Genomic DNA, 21,878 nt, shown 5'->3' on the forward strand with positions numbered 1-21,878 from the left:
AAAATTCAAATGCGTTCTAAAGTTACAATTGTTTTTTTCTTTTCAATAAGCCTCTTACAAGGTCAGAATGATTATATTTCCTTTTATAATTATTGTAATGAAGGAGATGAACAAGCCTATTTTAAAAATTATCCACTAGCAATAGCCAAGTATGATACTGCTTTTAGTAAAGTAGATTTTGTAGGGGTTAAATATTTAAGTAAATATGCTAGAATATTAAGCAAGATAGATAAGAAAAAGTCAATGGAAGTATTGCGTCTAACTCTATTGAAAGGCATGTACTACAATACTCTGAAGCAATGGGACGAAATATTTATAAACGAAAGTCGATATAAGGAAATGAAAGATAGTATTAAGGAATATAACAAAATCTATCTTGCAGGTATCAATTCTGAATATGCCAGATTGATTGATAGTTTGGAATATGTTTATCGTTGTATAGTTATGAAGAGTTGTATAGGCTTCGAGAAAGACGAATTTAAGGTAGGTGAACCTGAAAATAGACTGAGTTTAAAAGCAAATATTTTTGATTGTCTTTTGAGATTGATTGGCAAACATGGCTTTCCATCCGAAAGAAGAATTGGAGTGTCTGCTAGTAAAGTACAATTAATTTTTCATTTTAGTCTTATTAACCCAGATAATGAAAAGTATTTGAATCTATTGGAATCAGCAGTAAAGAAAGGAGAATATGATCCCGATTCGTATGCTTATATACATGACGTGGTTAGGATGAATAAGCATGAATCCCCATATTTTTATCAAGGGTCTGATAATATAATGAACTTGTCAAATGAAGAAAAAATATTGATAGACTTGAGACGAAAGGCTTATGGTCTTAAACCTTTACGTTCACTTGATAATACCGAATATAATAGAATTCCGTTACCTATTTGGTAAATCAAATCTTAAACTTTGAAAACAATTTCAATGATTTAAGCTAATAATTCATTGTTCTACTAATGCAAATCTACACTTCCTCCGCTTGAAACTTCTTTCGATATTTCAATCTGATTTGATCGTTTATATATATCTATATTACTGCCACTTGAAGATTTAGCGATAGTTTTTAAAGTTACACCTAAGGAGATTTCGGCTCCACTTGAGGATTCTAAATTAGATGATTGACTTACAAACTTCTCTCCATCGATTTGTGATCCGGATGACGCCTTCATATCGGTTTGTTTAGCTAAGCCTGACAGTGTTATTTCAGATCCAGAGGTTGATTCCACTGAGATAGTTTCTCCTAATATGTTAACATCAATAGACGAACCACTTGAAGCTTTTACATTTCCAGTAAGTGCCTTAAAACTCCCTTTGATTTCAGCACCGCTTCCTGATTCCAATACGATTTTTTCAGCTACAAAAGTATCTATAACTTGAACTTCTGCTGCTGAGGAAGCATCTAGCTCAGTAAGATATGGCGTATATATTTTTACTGTTACCTTAGCAGTAGAAATATTGGAATTATTTTTGACATGAATATGAACCTTATGATCCCCTTCCATTTCTACTAAAATATTATCAATGATGTCATTAGGGGCATTGACTACCACCTTATGTTCATTTGATTTGTATATTTTAGACTCTATACCATTATCCTGTTCTAAAGCGGTGAATTTGTACTGATATGTCTTATCGATTAATGGACCTTTACCTTCATTGCTTGTGATTTGAAAATTACATGAAATGAGGTTAATGGAGACAAGAGTAAGACAGTAGTAGAAAATAGATTTTGCGTGCATATTTTTGATATTTGACAATTGGATAAGAAAATAAGAAAAGGTTACAAAAATAGCTAAAGAATCTAGCTAACTAGAATTTGTCACTATCTCATTTTATTATAAATGAACTACATTTATCACAAAAAGTTATATGAATACACTTATAAAACCAAAAAAACTCATACCAGGAGATAAAGTTGCCACTATTTCACTATCTTGGGGAGGGGCTGGTGAACTCCCTCATCGGTATCAATACGGGAAGAAACGACTAGCAGAAGTGTTTGGACTAGAAGTAGTGGAAACCAAGCATGCCTTGCGCTCAGCAGATTGGATATATAGAAATCCACAAGCTAGGGCTGATGATTTGATGCATGCCTTTGCGGACCCTCGTATCAAGGCTATTATTTCTAATATTGGAGGAGATGATAGTATCCGAACTCTGCCATTTGTAGACTTATCTGTTATTCGAAACAACCCTAAAATATTTCTCGGTTTTTCTGATACTACTATTAGCCATTTTGCTTGCATGAAAGCTGGAGTTTCTAGCTTTTATGGAACTTCATTACTAGTGGGTTTTGCGGAGAATGGGGGCATGCATTCTTATCAGATTGAAGATATCAAAAGAAGCTTATTTTCCTCAGAGATCATTGGTGAAATAGTCCCAAATTTGAATGGTTGGACTTCTGAGCGATTAGAATGGGCCAATATCAATCTCATGGATCACAAAAGGAAATTAGAACCCAGTGGTTCTTGGAATTTTCTTCAGGGAGATTCAAAGGTTCAAGGAAGATTGATAGGAGGTTGTATGGAGGTTTTAGAATTTCTCAAAGGATCGGACTATTGGCCAACTTTAGATGATTGGAATGATACTATTTTGTTTCTAGAAACTTCGGAAGATATGCCTAATCCAAGTTTATTTAAATGGTGGTTGAGAAATTATGTAGCTCAAGGTATTTTGAAAAGAGTCAAAGGTATTATCCTTGGACGTCCTTATAATAATCAATATGTTCAAGAATACAACGATGCGCTGCTAAAAGTAGTTAGAGATGAAGAAGGACTATCTAATTTACCAATCATTACGGAAATGGACTTTGGTCATACCTGCCCTACCTTTACGATACCTTATAGCTGTTTGGCAGAAATGGATATGAGGAATAAGAGGTTCTATTTATTGGAGAGTGGGGTGATATAAGTAGTCAGTGGTCAATAACCAGTAGTAAGTGGTCGGTGAATGAATTAGTTTTTTGCAAATCTCTTATATTTTGACTCTTGTATTTTTTGAATAAAGCACTCTTGCCAATTTGCTAAATCAGAAAAGAAAGGATTAAATACAAGCGTATCTGGTGTATATTGATTCAAACTATTGAGATTCGTGGGAGTTATTTTATCCTCTATTAATAGTAGAACAAGTTGTCTATCAAATAAATTTAGTTGAAACTGACTACCTAATTGTGTAATAAACTGAACGGAGCTATCCGTAGAACAACCGCTAACTTCACATACTGAAATATCTGCTACAAGAATTATTATATGACCACCGAGAGTGAATCCTTTTCCCTTCACAGAGCTACCATGAGATTTCCAATTTTGAGTAAAGTGGTTTAGTTGAGATTGAATTTCTGTAATATTCTCGGTAAAGTCTTTTTCAGAGTAGTAAACCCAGATTTTAGATGGAGGCGAATATTCCTTTAATTCTTCTCGTATAAATTGTATTTCGGATTGAATCATTTTGAATTAGGCTAGTTTCTCTGCTGTTACCTCTGCATTAATTTTTTTAATCATGCCCGTCAGCGCTGCACCAGGGCCTACTTCATAAAAAGTGTTGGCGCCATCTTTTATCATATTCTGCACGCTTTTTGTCCATTGAACTGATCCTGTCAATTGATCTATTAAATTTTGCTTAATCGTTTCGCCATCTGTAGAGGCATGACTAGTATAGTTTTGGTATATAGGGCAGACTGGATTGGAAAAAATAGTCTCCATAATAGCTTTTGCTAATTCATCTTTGGCTGGTGCCATAAAAGGTGAATGGAAAGCTCCTCCTACTTTAAGTGGCAAAACACGCTTCGCCCCAGCTTCTTTTAATTTCTCTCCAGCGAGTTCAATACCTTTATGTGAACCAGAAATAACTAGCTGACCTGGACAATTATAATTAGCAGCTACCACGATTTCATCGGTTATAGACTTGCAAATTTCATCTACCTTATCATCATCTAATCCCAGTACTGCTGCCATAGTCGATGGATTGGCATCACATGCTTTTTGCATGGCATTTGCTCGAATAGAAACGAGCTTTAAACCATCCTCAAAGGATAGGCCTCCAGCAGCCACTAAGGCAGAGAATTCTCCTAAGCTATGTCCTGCTACCATATTTGGTTTAAATTCAGGAAGAGATTTAGCCATTAATACACTATGAATAAAAATAGCCGGCTGAGTTACCTCTGTTCGGGTTAATTCTTCCATAGTTCCAGTCTTCATAATTGTTTCGATATCGAAGCCCAAAATGTTGTTTGCTTTTTGAAAATACTCATTAGCCTGGGGAAATTTTTCTGAGATTTCATTTCCCATGCCTACAAACTGAGCTCCTTGTCCTGGAAATACGTATGCTGTCATAACTAGTTTTTAGTTTTAAGTTAAAAGATTAAGTGAAAGTGAAAAGTAGAAAGTTAAAAGTAAACTGGGTTGTATTAATGTTGATAGCTAGTAATTATTATTAAGATTCAATCTTCTTAAATTTTAAATCTAACTTCTAAAATAACCATCATTCAAACAAAGTCGTACTCACATAATCCTTAGAAGCTGCTTCTGCTTTTTCTTTAGATAAATAGGGTACCACCACTCTATATGTACCATCTAATAAGATTATATCGGTCTCTATTCCTGCCTTTTTCTTCATGTCAGTCTTTAATTTGACAGCAGCGGAGGCTATTTTAAACTTACCGAAAGATAAATAGTGATTTCCTTTGGTATAGTTTGCAGTAGCATAAGGCTTACCAATAATATTGACCTTTTCAACCTTAGCTAGAGTTTTTTTAGAAGCAGTATCTTTTGCCTTAGATTCTTTGTTGGCAGCAGTTTTATCGTCTTTTGTTGTTGAAATAGAGGCTGCGTCCTTGGCACTCGCTTTATCTTCCGTTTTTTTAGATTTATCAGTAGCAACAGCGACTGACTTCTTGCTGACTAGGTCAGAAGAATTAGGTGTTTTGGGTGTTGGTGTATTTTTTGTTGTTGTTTGAGCAGTTTGAGTGCTCGTTGGTTTGGAAGTAGCAGCTGGCGCTGGGGAAGCAGCCTTTGTTATAGGTTGAGCTGGTGTTGTGTTATTTTTAGCTGTAGTTTTATCGGGAGTTGAGGTCTGTACTTTTGTTATTACCTCATTGATTACAGTATCTACAGCAGCACTGGCTATGGCTTTAGCTGTATCAATTTTGGCAGTATCTGCTTTTGCTACTAGTGCTGGTTCTGATTTTTTCACTGTAGGTTTTTTAGAATCCCATAATGGATTCAGGCCCATAAGTTGCTTACCTTGAAATGAAGCTATAATCCACGCCAATAGAAATCCAACAGCTAAAAAAGCTAGGGATAATCCAGCTACAAGTGGCCATCTATTTGGTTTTTGCTCATCTAAGCTCAGATCATATTGATAGTAACCGTCGTCGTATCTCGCATTACCTATATTTCTTCTAGGTTCATCGATTTCAATCATTTTAGATTTTGCAAACTCCTCATTAATTGTGCTAGATTCAATAAAATGTTCTGTTTCTTCCTCTTCCTCTTCCTCTTCCTCTTCCTCTTCTGTTTCTTCGTTAGCTTCTATCTCCTCCAATTCTTCTAATTCTTCATCTTGTTCTTCTTCACTAATTTCATTAAGAATTTTTGAGGTAAAATCTTCTTCGGAAATTTCTTTTTCTTCCATTATTGCAAGGTCTGGTGTGACCCCTTCTACCATATTGCCTAGTTTTTCATCTACCGCCTCTATAATTTCCTCAGAAGTTTCTTTAATTTCTTCGACAGCATGATCTAGTTTTTCTTCAGCTTTCTCAGTAGTGGTATTAAAGAAATCTTTCACAGAATCTAAGAAAGACTTAGAAGACTCATTTTTATTTTTCTCCAGATTCGCTGCTTCAAATAAATCTTTTGGTTGTTCTACTGGCTCATGAACTGTCGGCTTCTCTATGGTATTTTCTAATTGAATTTCCTGAAGAGGCTCCGGATTTTTAGGAGTTTCTACCTTGATATAGGTATTCTCAAATACTTTTGGTTCTTCCTTTGGAGCGTTATCTTTAAAAGCTGCAGGATTGAAATTCCCGCCACCAAAAAAATCTGTAGGAAAGAGCGTCTTTTTACTTTCAAATTGATAACTACCGTTACTGAAGGATAAATCACCAAGCCCTTCTATGCTAAATTTTCCTTGCTTAGATATGGTAGCTTTCAGAGACTCTATTTCCTGAATTAATATGCCTCTGGCTTCATTTGCACTTACTTGTTTAATCTCAGAAATCAAATGAATTAAATCACTATCTGAACCAGCACCATATACGTCGAGTCCGAGCTTTGAAGTTACTTTGTCATAACCCAAAAGACCAACGGTAGGAATCCATACAGATTGATTTTTATCTATTACATTTTTTAAAATCTGACCAAAAACCATTATAATTTTATTTACTTACTAATATGTAATGCGAACACCACCTTGTCCATTTATACCAATAGTTGGAAATCCAATTTGATTGGCAATTTTGGAGTCTAGTAAATTATTCCCATTCGCAAATATATAAAAGTTTTTAGAAATATGGTATTCCAGCCCCAGATTTAAGTCAAATAAAATAGGATTTGTAATCTCGTTGCCCAATATTTCTGTTTTCACACCACCGACAGCAAATCCATTAAAGAAGAAATTTAACTTCTTACTCGCCTTTAAATTAGCACCTAACGTTAGGCGTTGCCCCGGTAAATTATAAGCTATTGCAGGATTTCTGGATATATCATACAAAAAAATATCCCCTTTTATAAAGGTAGACCAGCGTTCTTCTTGCATATAGGTGAGCTCCAAAGAAATATTATTTATAGTCATCTGATTTTCAATCTGACTATTTAAAAATCGAGGATTGACGGCATCATTTCTAAACAATAAAGCATCTTTCATAACTTTTTGTATGAAATTGGCTTGGTAACTGATGCCACGATATACACCTTTAAGACCGGCACCTCTACTTTCCACTATGGTATTTGGTAATAATTGATTAGTAAAAACAATAAATGGGTTGGCAGCAAAATGATTTTGCATTCTATTGAGTTCTAAATTTCTCTTCCATATAGCATATACGTTCAAAAAATTTGGGACAACTTCTACCTCAGCATTCAGATATGGTAAGCCATAATATGTTTGTTTTGAATTGTTTATAGCCATGGATAAATTTAGACCACCTACTATTTTTAAAGCTTTCGATCTATACTCTACTTGAGGCATGAGATGAGCAATCCACTTGTCCGTAAAAGTATCTGCAGAAAAATTATAATATTGACCGCCTCCTTGCAATTTTAATAATATATCATCCTTTAGTTTATAGCTGAGCTCTGACTTAAGATTCGCATAGAATTCGTGGTTATCTCTCGTTAGATTTACCAGACCTAATTTATCTAAGCCAAAGTTTAGATCCATAGTATTTATTATAGAGATTGACTTTTGTTCACTACTTTCTCTTTGCAAGACAGCAGAAATACCACCATTGAAATAGTTGCGAGTAGCTTCGTCCTTAAATCCTGACTCTGCTAGGTTTCCATAAAAATTGTAATATTTATGCTGTAAATTCAGCCTCGGTTTAAATATCCAATTTTTAAAAGACTTGGTAATTTCAGCTTCAGCCTTTGATTCACTATATTTTTGAAAAGAATCTGGTGAACGCCAAGCGGAATGATGAAAAACATGAACTCTACTAGGTGTTTTAGACTTTTCATTATGATGTGACCATTCGAAAATTGGATTAAAAGAACTGCCAAATCCCATTCTAACAAAATTTGTGTTTTGAAAGAAGATATTACGCTGCTTAAAAGCAATAGGCTCTATAGTTGATGGTTCAAATTTAAACTGCTCTATTCTATCAGGTAATTTATATACCAGTTTTTTCTGGGTTGTTTTTTCCTTAAATTTAGGATAATAATTGATAGGTTCATGTATTTTAGAAGCCTCTTCTATAAATACATTATAATCCTTTACGACCTTTATCTCCACTGGATCTATATTATTCTCCTGCTGAGCAAAGACTGTAATGTTCAAAACAGTCAATATTCCCAAAACAATTCTTTTATTCATATTTATTTTGTCTAATTTCTAATTTCTAAAATCTAACTTCTAATATCTAACATCTAACATCTAACAATTACTTGTACTTAACTTTTGACTGCGATTTTATACTGGTATTAACCTCTGCTAATCGTTCTCGTGCTTCTTTAAGAATTTCTTCTTCTCCTTGATAATTATTGATAATACTTTCCAAGGTTGCTTTGGCTTGAAAATCATCTTTCATTTTATGGTAGTTATACCCGATAAGAATAAAATAGCGTACTACCCATGATTCATAAGAACCATATTCATCCTTTGACTTGAGGAGAATCTCATTTGATTTTTTGAATTCCTTCAACATGTGGTGAGAGGAGGCCAGATAATAGGTGCATTCAGCCCCTTTAATACTGCTTTTGTCTTTAGCCAAAGCTTCTAATAAAGGAATGGCAGTCTTATAATTTTGAGTATGATACAGTGAAATGGCTTTAAAATAAAAAGCTTCTGTTTTGATTTCTTGACTAATTCCCTCATCATTTTCTATCAGCTTAGCTATTTCTATGACCTCATGATAGTTCTTCAGTCTATAATTGGATTTTAACAAACCAATTTTTGCAAGCTGTTTATTCTGAATGGTAGAGGCCACAGCTTGAAGCTTTTGATAGAGTGTTTTAGCCTTAGAATAATCTTTACTGTTGTTATAGTTGAAGTAGGCAGTCTTGACCACCGCTCTTTCATAATAGGGGTTGGTATTATCCTTTGTAAGATAATCATATTCATCAATAGCTTCTGCGTACATTTTTTTGGCTGAGTAGCACTCTGCTTTGAGATAATGAGCCTTGAGACTAAATATACCCTTTGGAAACTTTTCTAGATATTTATTGAAGATAATAATGGCATTATCGTAATGCTGATTAGCATATAATTCTTCTCCTGATTCAAATAACAAACTATCCTGTTCTGTGAGACCTAATTGTTTTGAATCAGGCAAGGTAGCTGTGAAATTAATATATTCCTCTGGTTTTCCCTGACTAATATATATTTCTCTAATCGCTTTTAAGGCCTGATCCGATTCTGTAGAATTGGTATAATTTTTAACAACAGCTATATATTTATTCAAAGCTTCAGTTAAATTTTGGTTATTGTAGTAAATGGTCGCCAGCCTCATGAGTGATTTTGGAATATATTCCTGCGATTTTGATTTGGAGATTATATCATTATAGGTCTGAATAGCCATTTCATAATTTTTGTCGTCTTCATAGGCCAGTCCCAGTTGGTAATTCGCATCATTATAATAAATGGAATTTGGCACCTCTCTCATCAACTTACTCAAGGTTGAGATTTTGTCTTTAAAATTCTTTTTTATGCCATCGATATTTGCTTTTTGTAAGGTTGCATAATCATATCCCTGACCTCGTCTAAGAGAAATTTTGGAATACTGTTTATAAGCTTCATCATATTTTTTATTCATAAAATAAATATCTGCGATTCTCAAGTCAACATCTTGCATGGTATTGGAGACAGGTTGGTTTTGAGAGTAAATATAATTTTTCGCACTGTTTAAGAATTGCATTAGCGCGGCATCGAAGTCACGCTTGGTGTATTGACAATATCCCAGACCATAATAGACATTGAAAAGTGTAGCATTTTGAGCAAACAATATCTTATTATTAATCAATAACGTATAAACCTGATAATACTCTTTCGAAGCTTCCTCTATTTGGCCACCTTTGTAAAGAATCTCAGCTCTTAAATAGCGAGCCTCTGCCTCTAATGCCTTGTCAAAATTATTTAGGATCGATTTTCGTAGGTATTTAAGTGCATTGGCGGTATCACCATTGTTATTTAGATTAACAGCATGGGTATAACAAACTTCTTGATACAGAATTTCATTACCCTCTTGTATAGCTGGATTTTTTTCTATAATGCCTATTACTTGTGGATAATTATTTGAATTCAAAAGGGATAGAGTCAATAAATCCCAGGCTTCCTTCTGATATTTCGAGTTTGGATAACTTGTTATAAAATCGAAAAAATTATCTGTTGCTTGGTTATAATTCTTTAAATCAAAATTGAGTTTTCCTACATTAAATCTACTTTCTTCTTTTATTATGGAGTCTTGATTTAGCTGACTAGCCTGTTGAAAGGCAAACATGGCATTTTGTTTATCATTTGCTCTGAGATAGCAGTCTGCAAGGGCATACATGGCGTATTGACCAAAATTGTTACTTAACTGTAATTCTTTAAAATGTTCAATAGCAAAGGTATAATTCCCATTCTTGTATTCTGAAAATGCCAGTTGATACATATCCTCCGGACTTACCTTTTCCGAGGCTAACAAGTGCTTTAGTAGAAACTCTTCAGCCGATTTATAGTTAAGCAACTCAAAATGACTCTTTCCTAAGAGTTGGTTTTTAGATTCGCCTGCAGTATTATCATTTTCCAATAGTCTGATGACCTCTGTATAATTCTTATTGAGAAATTGTATTTGTGCTAAAATATAATTTGCACCCTTGGTTTGGTCTTGACTTTTGATAGACTGTAGAAATTTTTCTGCCTGGGCAAAATCTTTTCTATTGAAGTAGATTACTCCTAAGTAATAGGCAGTTTCAGATTTATATTTTGACTTCTTAATTGTGAGGCTTTTTTCAAAATAATTAGCTGCTTTAGTAGGTTTGTTATTTTCAAGTAAAGCATAGGCATAGTGAAAGTAGAAATCGTCCTTCCAATCTTCATTGAGAGATTGCTCAGAGGTGGAAGCAAACCATTTTTCTGCTAATTCATAATTTGATTTACTAAAATAATACTCCCCCAAATGATAAGCCAATTGATTTTTTCTAGAATCATGAGTTTTGTCATAGAGTTTTAAAAGACTTTGCTCTGCCTCAGGTAGTTTCAGTTTACCTGCCAAATATGCTTTGTAATAAGTGGCTTCTTGTTTATAGTAGTTTATATTGCTGAGTTGTTCTTCATGTATAGTCGTATTAGACACTAATTCAAAGAATTGGTAAGCTTGCCTATAATCTTGATTTTGAAGGAAAATGAGAGCTTGTTCATAATTTCTCAATACATCGATATGAATCGTATTGGATTGGCTTTTAAGGCTATGGACACTGAGGAATATCAGCAAACTAGCCAAACATAGTTTAAGAATGCGCATAATGATAATCTTACTAAATATATATCAAACGCAAAATAAAGCTATTTTAATGTGGATATGCAGCTAGTTTATTCACAATTAACATGCTATGTAGCAAATTATAGAATATTGCCCTTAGCTAGTAAAAAAACTTAAAGACATGAGGAGTTTAATATAAATTTGCCTTTTAATAAAAATTTAACTTATAGTAATGAACAAAAAAACAATTTTTAGCTTGTTGTTAGTTGCCACAGTTCTGTCGGTAGCCTTGTTTTCATGCAAAGGAAAAGCCAAAGGAGGAGGGACACTCAATATTAGAATTTCTGCGGATTTAGATAAGCTAAATCCTATCACTTTAACTACGAACGACGCGAGAAAAGCTGCTGATTTAATGTTTGCTTCTCTTAATGGCACTAACCCTGTGCCAGATTACAATTTAACACCTTACTTAGTAAAAGAGAATGCCAAAATCACAGAAATTACAGATGGTGAGTTCAAAGGTGGTATTCGCTTGGACTATGAAATAAGAGAAGATGCTAAATGGGACAATGGTACTCCAGTTACAGGTCATGATTATGCTTTTACCATAAAGGCTTTATTAAATCCTAAGGTCAATTGTGAACCATTGCGAGGTTATTATAGTTGGCTTGCCGATATTATAGTGGACAATGATAATCCTAAAAAATTTAGTGTTATTGCCAATAAAAAGTACTATATGATAGAAGAGTTTGCAGGAGGTTATGTGATACCTGAATACAATTATGACCCTGAGCAAGTCATGAGAAAATTCTCTATTAAGGATATGAACACTGATGTTAAGCGTTCAGCACTGCGCGAAAATGTCGATATTATAAAATTTGCGGAGTCTTTTAATAGCGAAAAGTATCAGCGTGATCCGCAGTTCATTACGGGTGCAGGACCTTATAAATTAGAATCATGGACTACTGGTCAGGAAGTTATACTAGTTAAAAAAGATAGCTGGTGGGGTAATGCACACTCTGCGGATAGGACTTTCTGGGCTTATCCAAAGAGGATAAAAATAAAAATCATCAATGATGACAACACTGCAATGACAGCTCTAAAAGATGGACAAATTGATAATTACGTAGCAATTAAAGCAAAAGATTTCAAAGAGTTGAATGCAAATGATAAATTTAAAGAAAAGTTTAATTTATCAAAAATAGGTCGATTAAGTTATTCTTTTATTGGAATTAATCTTAGAAATGAAAAATTTCAAGATGTGCGAGTAAGAAAAGCCTTGGCTCATTCCGTTAATAGAGATAAAATAAATGAAATTATTTCATTTGGAGAAAGTACTAAAACTGAAAGTTTTGCACACTCTACCCAGCCTCACTATAATAAAAATCTAAAGGAATATGAATTTAGTATAGAAAAAGCTTCTAAGCTGCTAGATGAAGCAGGTTGGAAAGATAGCGATGGTGATGGTATAAGAGATAAAGTACTCAATGGTAGAAAGACTCAATTAAGTATTGAATACAAAATACCAAAAGATGAAGTAGCTAAAAATCAAGGATTAATTATCCAAGAAGGTCTCAAGAAAGTTGGAATCGACTTTAAAATAGTAGAAAAAGAGTGGACAGTTCTAGTTGGCGAATTAGATAAACATCAATTTGAAATGTATGCTATGGGCTTTACAATCTCTCCTAAAATGTCAGATCCTAAGCAACAATGGCATACTTCTAGCGCTGTGCCAGGAGGAAGCAATAATGTTGGCTGGGGTGATGCAGCATCTGATAAGCTTATAGAAGAAATTGGGGCAGAATTGAATCTTGAAAAGCGTCAAGAATTAAATAAACAACTTCAACAAAGAGTTCATGATGAAGTACCTGTAATTTTCATGTTTAATGGAGTAAATCGTATAGCAAGCAGTAAGAAATTTGAAATAGAAAATATAATGATCTCCCTAGGTGTTTTATATAACGAGTTCAAAAGCATCAAATAGTTGATATCAAAATTATCACAACAAAAATGCCACTGAATTTCAGTGGCATTTTTGTTATCACAATAACTTATATTATATCTTACGACAAAATACCCCTAGTTTTAAAATAAAATGATAAATTTGCCATACTTAAACAATTAATAAATTGATGAACACACGAAGTTGTTATTATTTTCTCATCTCATGTTTATTTTTATTGGGCGTCTTTCATAGTGGATGCAAAGGCAAAAAAAGCTTGGATAGAGCCTTAGTCGTTCGGCACATGGCTGATCCAGACATGCTCAATCCACTCAATTCTAAAAGTGCGAATGCCAATGAAATCAATGGACTTATATTCGCTTCCATTAATTCGATGGAAATGAAGTGCGAGTACGATTTAGTACCTTTCTTAACAAAGCAGTTGGGGATTGTTTCTGAAATTACCGAAGGTGACTTCAAAGGTGGAATGAAGATAGAATATGAAATAAGAGAAGAGGCTAAGTGGGATAATGGAGATCCTGTAACAGCGAATGACTATGTATTCACCCTGAAAGCAATTTTAAACCCTCAAACCAATTGTCTCCATCTAAAATCTATGTTTGACTGGGTAGGAGATGTAGTAATAGATCCTAGTAATCCTAGGAAATATACCGTTTACTCTAGGAAGAAGTATTTCAAGATAGAAGAATTCGCAGGCTATGTAATTATACCTGAATATAATTATGACCCTAAGAAACTGATGCGGAAGTTTTCTTTAAGAGAGTTGTACGATCCTGAAAAAAGGGAAGCTCTAAAGCTGGATGCTGATATCAACGCCTTTGCCACGGAGTTTAATTCGGAAAAATTTCAGCGCGATCCTAAATTTATAACTGGATTAGGTCCATATAAATTGGAGTCATGGACGACAGGACAAGAAATAGTATTGACCCGCAAAGAAAACTGGTGGGGTGATCAATTTAGAGACGAACGACATTTTTGGGCTTATCCTAAAAAAATTAAGTTCAAGATAATTAACGATCAAAATACAGCTTTAACTACGTTAAAGGACGATGGATTAGATATATTCTATGGTATGCCTGCCAAAGAATTTATGGACTTAGATCAGAATAGAGAATTTAAAAATAAGTTTAGAACAGACAAAAAGGATATTTTAGCCTACACGTTCCTTTACTTTAATTTAAGAAATAAAAAGTTTCAAGATTTTAATGTGCGAAAAGCTATTGCTCATGCTATTAATCGCAAGAAAATAAACGATGCGATCAATAATGGAGAAAATATTCTAACAGAGAGTTTTATTCACCCTAGTCAAAAAACTTATGATAAGACTTTAAAACCTTATGAATTTGATTTGAAGCTAGCCAACCAATTATTGGATCAAGCAGGGTGGATAGATACCGATGGAGATGGTATTCGAGATAAGGAAATTGATGGACAACGAATACCTCTTACTGTTAATTTTAAATATAATGCAGGTAATGAGCAACGAAAGAATACTGCCTTGATTATTCAAGAGGATTTTGTCAAAATAGGTATCAGCATGCAGATAGAAGCAAAAGAATGGTCTGTTTTCATTCAAGAACTAGGTAAGCATCAATTTGAAATGACCTATGCTGGTTTTGCAGTACCTCCTAGAATCGGAGATCCTCGTCAGACATGGCATACGGAAAATGCTGTGCCCGGTGGAGATAATAACTCTGGTTGGGGAGGTCCAGAATCCGATAAATTAATTGAGGATATAGGAAAAGAATTAGATCCGGATTTGCGCAGACAAATGTATATGAGTCTTCAAAAGATGATTCATGAAGATTTGCCCGTGGTTTTCCTCTTTGCTCCTAAGAATAGATTAGCACTCAGCAGAAGATACGATGTAGAATTCAACCTTGTTAGTCCGGGATTTCTTTTAAATGAATTTAAATTAGCTCAATAGATTTTATATGTTTAAGTATATAGCCAAGCGTATTGCCTACTTTATTCCTACCTTATTGATTATTTCGTTGATTACATTTGGTCTCAGTAAGATAACCCCAGGAGACCCAGTGAAACTTGCTTTAGGAAATCGAGATAGTGGTGGTGATGCTGGTCAGGCATTAGAGAAAATGGCTTCCGAAAAGGCTTATTATGAAAAAGCAGAAAATTTAGGATTAAATTTACCCACGTTTTATTTAGCATTGACTTCAGCTGCAGAGCCAGATACAATGCACAAGTTCGTTAAAAAAGTTGATAAGGAAACACTATCCTCATTAATTTCTCAATATGGCAATTGGAAGGAAATAGCAGCTTATCATAAGCAAATTAAAGATTTAGAATATAGTCTTTTTGATGTAGTGGTCGATAATACGATATTTGAGAATATGAAAGAAGTAAAACAAAAAGTTCAACTACTTTACATGACAAGTGATGATATGGACATCAATAATCATATACAATCGTTGATAAAAAATACGGAAGGTCAACCAAGATTGAATAGTGTTTATTTAAAAACTCAGAAATTACAGGCAGCCTATAATGAAATGAAGGAGAAAAAAACACCACTTCAAAATTATATCCCTTCATTAAAATGGTATGGAACAGAAAATCAGTATCACAGATGGTTGTTTGGTAATGCTCCATGGTTTTTCGGTGAGGCACAGCCTGGGCAATCCAAAGGGTTTTTAAGAGGTGATTTCGGACAGTCCTATTTAGATAGTCGACCTATAGCCAGTAAACTAGCTGATGCTATTCCTTGGACGCTGCTTATGAATATACTGAGTTTAGTTATTTTCTATTCTATCTCAATACCAGTTGGGGTATTTAGTGCTACGAATAAAGGTAGTAAAGCTGATCGAATTTCAACTTTTGTTTTATTTTTGATGTATTCATTACCGAATTTCTGGATTGCAACCTTGTTAGTTACTTTTATCACTACCGATGAGTATGGTTTGAATCTATTTCCAACTTATGGTTTGGGAGAAGTAGATGATGACATGTCATTTCTAGAAGTTGCAGGCACGAGAGCCTACCACCTAGTATTGCCAGTATTTTGCTTGGTTTATGGAGGCATAGCTTATGTATCGCGGCAAATGCGAACGGGTATGCTCAATACATTGGGTCAGGATTATATACGCACGGCGAGAGCGAAAGGTAATGATGAAAAGACCGTAGTATGGAAGCATGCCTTTAGAAATTCTCTCATTCCTATTATTACTATTTTTGCAGGTATATTTCCTGCTTTGATAGGTGGTAGTTTTGTCATAGAATATATATTCAGTATTCCAGGTATGGGTAAGCTGGCTTTAGAGGCTCTTACTGCCAGAGATTTTCCTATGATATTCACCGTTATGATGCTAGGTGCTATATTGACCTTAGTAGGAAATTTAGTGGCAGATATTATGTATAGTGTTGTGGATCCAAGAATTTCATTTGATAAATAATTTGTAGAACAATGAATAAGAAGCAGACTGAAAAAATAGATCAGAGTTATTGGGGAATTGTCAAAAGACAATTCAAGAAAAATAGAATGGCCGTATGGTCACTAAGAATGGTTTATGTTATCATGTTTATAGGTATTATGGCAGATTTTATAGCCAATGATAAGCCATTTTTTTGTCGTATCAATGGCAATAGCTATTTCCCAATATTGAAAAGCTACGGAGTGGCATTAGGCATAGCTAAATATCCGCCTGAATTATCAAATGTGAACTGGAGTGAAGTCAAATACGACTTTGTCATTAGAACACCAATTCCTTATTCACCACAGAATCTAGATTTAAAAAATAAAGACTATAAAAGTCCATTAGATGATCAGGATGTAGAGAGTTCTAGATGGCGTCATCATTTAGGTACTGATAACCTAGGAAGGGATGTACTCGCAGGTATGGTGCATGGTACGCGCACCGCCATGCTTGTAGGTATTATTTCGATGTCTATTTCTATTATTATTGGTATTTTTTTCGGGGCATTAGCGGGCTATTTTGGCGATAAAGGTATGCAGATGAGTCGTGGTAGATTTTGGTTGAGTATTATTGGGTTTCTACTAGGTGGATATTATGCTTTCGGGGTGCGTGGATATTTTCTATCAAAAGCTCTATCCGAAGGCATGGGTGGATTTTTAATACAACTTATTTATAGTCTGGTAATACTCATAGGTATTTTCGCCATTTTTAATGGGATAGCTATTTTGATTAAGCGCATTCCATTCTTTGGAAAAAAAGTGAATGTGCCGGTAGATATCTTGGTATCTCGATTGATAGAGGTAAAAGTTTCAATTCCAACCTTGTTATTAATTTTATCTATCGTGGCGGTAATGAGTCGTCCAAATATTCTAATGGTCATGGTGATTATTGGATTTACAAGCTGGACTGGAATTGCTAAATATACAAGAGCAGAGTTATTGAAGGTACGTAGTTTAGAATTTATACAAGCAGCTCAGTCACTCGGCTATAGCGAATTGAGAACTATTTTTAAGCACGCATTGCCCAATTCCCTCTCAAGTGTATTGGTCGCCATTGCCTTTGGGGTGGCTGGTGCTATATTATTAGAATCAAGTCTCTCATTTCTGGGTATAGGCATGCGACCTGAAGATGTGACCTGGGGTAGTATGTTATCATCTGCTAGAGGCTATTTTAAAGCTTGGTGGTTGGCTATAATTCCCGGTTTTGCGATATTTATTACCGTGACAGTGTTTAATTTATTGGGTGAAGGTCTGACTGATGCCATGGATCCGCGCTTAAAACAATAACTTTTAATGAAGTTTTTCGCTTTTTTATTTCACCGATATTTTTGGTTAAACGTCTTAGTATTTATAGGACTCTTTCTTTTATTTTCTCTACTGGTTCTGTTTAGTCTGAAGAAGATAACCAAGTGGGGTGAAAGTTCGACAATACCCAATGTTGTTAATATGTCCATAACTGAAGCTGAACAAAAAATCGAGGATGCTAATCTAGACTATGAAGTAAAAGATACCGTTTATCGTCAAGATTTGAAAGAAGGGACCATTTTAGAAGTGCTTCCTGCTCCGGGATTGGAAATCAAGGCTGGTAGAACTATTTTTCTCATAATTTCTTCTAAACGTCCACCTATGGTAGAAATGCCTAATTTGGTAGGAAGAAGTTCTCTCAGATTTGCAAAGATAGAATTAGAATCACGTGGACTCGTGCTTGGGAACTTGTCATATATTCCCTCTGCGGAAAAAGATGCTGTTTTAGCTCAAAAAATTGGCAATACAGAAATCAAAGGAGGTGTCATGATCCCTAAAGGAACGGCTATTCACCTCACTTTAGGCGACGGTTTAACTGGAATTGTAGTCAGTCCGCCTTTTGTTATTGGTAAAAAATATGCAGAGGTAAAAGATATGCTAGATATGTCTGGCATATCTGCTAACTTTTATTTCGATAAGGATGTAGAAGATACAGCAGATGCTGTTGTTTATAGGCAATATCCTTCTGCATTAAATGATGAAAAAATCAATGTAGGAGAGACTATGGATATATTTTTGGGAACTAAAATCCCACAAAATATTCTAAAAGATTCTGCGTTAAGAGCTAGGTTAAATCTATCTCAGTAAAGTCTTGAAAATAGAACATAATATTATTTTGAAAAGAACTCTTGTTTTATTCTTTGTTATAAATACCTTTTTACTAAGTTCTCAAGAAGTTCTGTCACCTTTATCGTCTAATCATTTATTACACAAGTCGATTTGGTCAAAAACGTTAACAGCGAGGGGCTCTAATGACACTGCTAATTACTTGATCGATTATGATGTTTTATTACTTCCATTTGTCGATGAATTTTCAACAAACAAGCAACGACCACCCTATAAAGAATTACCTACCCCAACGTCTGAGTACTATGTTGTAGGTAGCTGTGTAAAGCAGTTAAACTATAAAATGGGAACCTATCGTTTTTCAAAACAAGTTTCTACAGAAGATACTTATAATCCTGCTTTTCCACCAGATTATATACAAACGAATAATCAGACCCCTATACTATTTTCATTAAATGATACTCCAAACTGCAATACGCTGTCTATGCAGTTAATTTATCCTTGTTCGATAAAAAGAAGATTTTCTGCCACGGGTCAGCTTATCTGGGATAGCTTGATTTGTGATACTTTTATCTATGCAGCTCACATTAAAAACTATTTTTTAAAAGGCTATCAATGGACGGATAGACATGCCTATATCAATTCTCATTTGCCTTATATGCCTCCAAGTAAGGGTGTAGCCACGCTAGATGGATTAAATGAGTACGGTACACCTTACAATAAGGAAATAACGAATGCCTATGGTTTGGCAGACTATCTCACTTCTGCTCCTATAGATTTATTAAATCTTACGGGAAACGATTCTGTCTATCTAAGCTTTTTGATTCAACCGCAGGGATTGGGGGATTACCCCGATGTTCAAGATTCCATTCAAGTGGAGTTTCTTGACGATCGAGGGCGCTGGTTTCCTGTATGGACAAAGAAAGGAACGAAACAGGAATTGGCAAAGGATTCTATGTCATTTTCGTTCGCAGCTATTCATATTCCAGATCCCGTCGTACCTTCAGATCCTTTTTATTTTCATGATAAATTTCAGTTTCGCTTTAAAAATTATGCCACCATTTCAGGAAACAATGACCATTGGCATATAGATTTTGTTCGCTTAGACAAAAACAGAAACTATCAGGATACTACTTTGAGAGATGCTAATTTCATTTATGAATTACCTTCAGTTTTAAAGCATCACACCCTACTTCCTGCTCAGCAGTACCGTGGACAAATAGATTTACATGATACTTTGAGAGCTATTAATCGAAATATTTATCCGGCACCAATTTTTAGTTCTTATAAATTTAAATGCTTTAATGAAAATAGTGGGTTAGTATATGGTAGTAATGTTACAGGTATACCATTTGCTGCAAATCCATTGGTTTATCATTATTTGCTGACTAATACCGATTTAAATTATCCCAATTTGGTCGAAGATAGTACCTATGTTACCACAAAAATATATTTTGATAATTCTGATGATTTCAAAGAAAATGACACTGCTACTACTCGTCAGTTTTTCTTTAACGAAATGGCTTATGATGATGGTAGTGCAGAATGGGCTTATGGATTGCAAGGATTGGGTACTAAGAAAGTGGCTTATCGTTTTTTTATCCCTAATAAAGATACCTTAGCAGCCATTAAAGTTTTATTTTCAAATATTGACGTACCCGTGAGCAATCTGCTTTTTAATCTGACTTTATGGAAAAAAATAGGGATGAATGGGCAGCAAGAAGAAATAATTAAATCTATCTCCAATCTTAAGCCTAAGTATTTAGATTCACTTAATAGTTTTGTAACTTTTGGATTAGATGAACCACTTGAGGTTCAAGATACAATTTACGTAGGTTGGATTCAGTCAGATGAACGAAATCTGCAGATTGGCTATGATGTCAATAGCGCCAAAGGTTTTGATAACGTATTTATCATGACGAATAATGTGTGGTCCAAATCCAATATTGCTAAATCTAGAGAAGGTTCTCCTATGATTCGTCTTATATTGGATGGGGTGAGGAAGTATACAACAAGCGAAATTGTCCGAGCGAATAATATAATGGATAAGTCGCGAATAGTTTTTTATCCTAATCCAGCAAATGAAGTAATCAATTTCCAAGTGGGTGAACATAAAAATATAGACATAAGCGTTTTTGATATGCTTGGTAAATTGGTTCTGCACCAATCCTTAAAAGAAGGTCAAGCTGACATTTCAAATCTTAATACGGGTCTGTATTTTATTCAATTTTCTTCTGAAGGACAATGGTTGCAGACCGATAAACTTCAAATTCAAAGATGATAAAAAAGCTTAGCCTTATAGTTCTTATACTATTAGGACTATTTTACCTGCTTTTTTTTGTAAAATCTAATGTGGCTGAGGAATACAGTCTAAAGCTAGAATGTGATACCTCTGTGCAAGAGGTCAAAGAGAAACTCCATGCCAATGGGGTAATAGCGAATACCTATATATTCGATATCGTGAGTATGATTTATAATGTGAATAAAGTATCCGCAGGACATTACAAAATTAAAAAGTCGATGTCGTCGCTTGATATACTGCGCAAATTGAAAAACGGTCAACAAGATCCTATTCGTTGGACTATATCTACGGCTACTTTTGTAGAAGAATTGGCGGGCAAGGCTAGTCAAAAATTCGCTTTTGATTCATTAAGCTTTCTTACCTCACTTTTTGATAGTTCTTTCATGAAATCGCAAGGATATGCGAAGGAGACTGCGCTGACTATATTTTTGCCTAACACTTATGAATTTTACTGGAATACGAGTCCTAAGCATGTCATAGACATAATGATCAATGAACATGAAAAATTCTGGAATGAAGAGCGAAAAGCTAAAGCAGCCGCCATAAAACTTAATCCAAGTCAAGTTTATATACTAGCCAGTATGGTTCAGAAAGAATATACTCGCAAAGACGAGCGTTCAAAAATAGCCAGTGTCCTTTTGAATAGATTAAACATTTCTATGCCCCTACAAGTAGATGCCACTTGCAAATATGCTACACGAGACTTCACTGCAAAGCGTGTCTTGACCTACCATACACAGTATGAATCGCCATACAATACCTATAAAAACATAGGACTTCCTCCTGGTCCTATCTGCATGCCAGAGTTGAGTACAATCGATGCGGTATTAAACCCAGAAAATACAGATTATATATATTATTGTGCAGATCCTAGTCTGAATGGATACCATATTTTTTCAAAAACCTTAGCAGAACATGAATCTGTAGCAACTTCATATCATAAGAAGATGAATGAGTTGAAGATAAGGTAAAGAAA

The 21,878-nt window shown here is 34.6% G+C and carries 15 protein-coding genes; 9 read left to right on the top strand and 6 right to left on the bottom strand.

From position 1 onward, the window contains the following. The first annotated feature begins 9 nt into the window (after positions 1–9). A complete protein-coding gene (locus JNL75_06830; GenBank protein ID MBL7789532.1) occupies positions 10–897 on the top strand; it encodes a hypothetical protein in 888 nt (295 codons plus the stop codon). A 59-nt stretch (positions 898–956) separates the two neighbouring features. On the opposite strand, the gene JNL75_06835 is transcribed toward JNL75_06830, so the two are convergent. Beyond that, positions 957–1,742 (bottom strand): DUF2807 domain-containing protein, encoded by a 786-nt coding sequence (locus tag JNL75_06835; protein MBL7789533.1) that lies wholly within the window; start codon positions 1,740–1,742, stop codon positions 957–959. Between the two features lie 130 nt (positions 1,743–1,872). Between JNL75_06835 and JNL75_06840 the strand changes: the two genes are divergently transcribed. Beyond that, positions 1,873–2,913 carry an LD-carboxypeptidase gene (locus tag JNL75_06840; GenBank protein ID MBL7789534.1) on the top strand — a complete coding sequence of 347 codons (1,041 nt, stop codon included), beginning with the start codon at positions 1,873–1,875 and terminating at the stop codon, positions 2,911–2,913. Between the two features lie 44 nt (positions 2,914–2,957). On the opposite strand, the gene JNL75_06845 is transcribed toward JNL75_06840, so the two are convergent. From JNL75_06845 to JNL75_06865, 5 genes are all read right to left on the bottom strand, one after another. Continuing rightward, complete coding sequence (locus tag JNL75_06845; GenBank protein ID MBL7789535.1) at positions 2,958–3,449, bottom strand: hypothetical protein; 492 nt, start codon at positions 3,447–3,449, stop codon at positions 2,958–2,960. 6 nt (positions 3,450–3,455) lie between these two features. Next, positions 3,456–4,334 carry an ACP S-malonyltransferase gene (gene fabD / locus JNL75_06850; protein MBL7789536.1) on the bottom strand — a complete coding sequence of 293 codons (879 nt, stop codon included), beginning with the start codon at positions 4,332–4,334 and terminating at the stop codon, positions 3,456–3,458. Positions 4,335–4,482: 148 nt separating this feature from the next. Next, a complete protein-coding gene (locus JNL75_06855) occupies positions 4,483–6,369 on the bottom strand; it encodes a hypothetical protein (protein MBL7789537.1) in 1,887 nt (628 codons plus the stop codon). 18 nt (positions 6,370–6,387) lie between these two features. Further along, entirely contained in the window at positions 6,388–8,031 is a 1,644-nt protein-coding gene (locus tag JNL75_06860) for a TonB-dependent receptor (protein ID MBL7789538.1), read from the bottom strand. Positions 8,032–8,098: 67 nt separating this feature from the next. Beyond that, entirely contained in the window at positions 8,099–11,158 is a 3,060-nt protein-coding gene (locus JNL75_06865; GenBank protein MBL7789539.1) for a tetratricopeptide repeat protein, read from the bottom strand. A 190-nt stretch (positions 11,159–11,348) separates the two neighbouring features. Between JNL75_06865 and JNL75_06870 the strand changes: the two genes are divergently transcribed. From JNL75_06870 to mltG, 7 genes are all read left to right on the top strand, one after another. Continuing rightward, positions 11,349–13,100 carry a hypothetical protein gene (locus JNL75_06870; protein ID MBL7789540.1) on the top strand — a complete coding sequence of 584 codons (1,752 nt, stop codon included), beginning with the start codon at positions 11,349–11,351 and terminating at the stop codon, positions 13,098–13,100. A gap of 148 nt (positions 13,101–13,248) precedes the next feature. Then, a complete protein-coding gene (locus JNL75_06875) occupies positions 13,249–15,006 on the top strand; it encodes a hypothetical protein (protein ID MBL7789541.1) in 1,758 nt (585 codons plus the stop codon). Between the two features lie 7 nt (positions 15,007–15,013). Then, a complete protein-coding gene (locus JNL75_06880) occupies positions 15,014–16,489 on the top strand; it encodes an ABC transporter permease subunit (protein MBL7789542.1) in 1,476 nt (491 codons plus the stop codon). Between the two features lie 11 nt (positions 16,490–16,500). Beyond that, entirely contained in the window at positions 16,501–17,796 is a 1,296-nt protein-coding gene (locus JNL75_06885; GenBank protein ID MBL7789543.1) for an ABC transporter permease, read from the top strand. Between the two features lie 159 nt (positions 17,797–17,955). Continuing rightward, a complete protein-coding gene (locus JNL75_06890; GenBank protein ID MBL7789544.1) occupies positions 17,956–18,621 on the top strand; it encodes a PASTA domain-containing protein in 666 nt (221 codons plus the stop codon). 28 nt (positions 18,622–18,649) lie between these two features. Then, entirely contained in the window at positions 18,650–20,881 is a 2,232-nt protein-coding gene (locus tag JNL75_06895; protein MBL7789545.1) for a T9SS type A sorting domain-containing protein, read from the top strand. Continuing rightward, positions 20,878–21,873: an endolytic transglycosylase MltG gene (mltG, locus tag JNL75_06900; GenBank protein MBL7789546.1), complete on the top strand. Its 996-nt coding sequence runs from the start codon at positions 20,878–20,880 to the stop codon at positions 21,871–21,873. The genes JNL75_06895 and mltG overlap by 4 nt, the downstream gene beginning before the upstream one ends. Positions 21,874–21,878: the final 5 nt, after the last annotated feature.

The organism is Chitinophagales bacterium, assembly GCA_016787225.1.
GTDB lineage: Bacteria > Bacteroidota > Bacteroidia > Chitinophagales > JADJOU01 > CHPMRC01.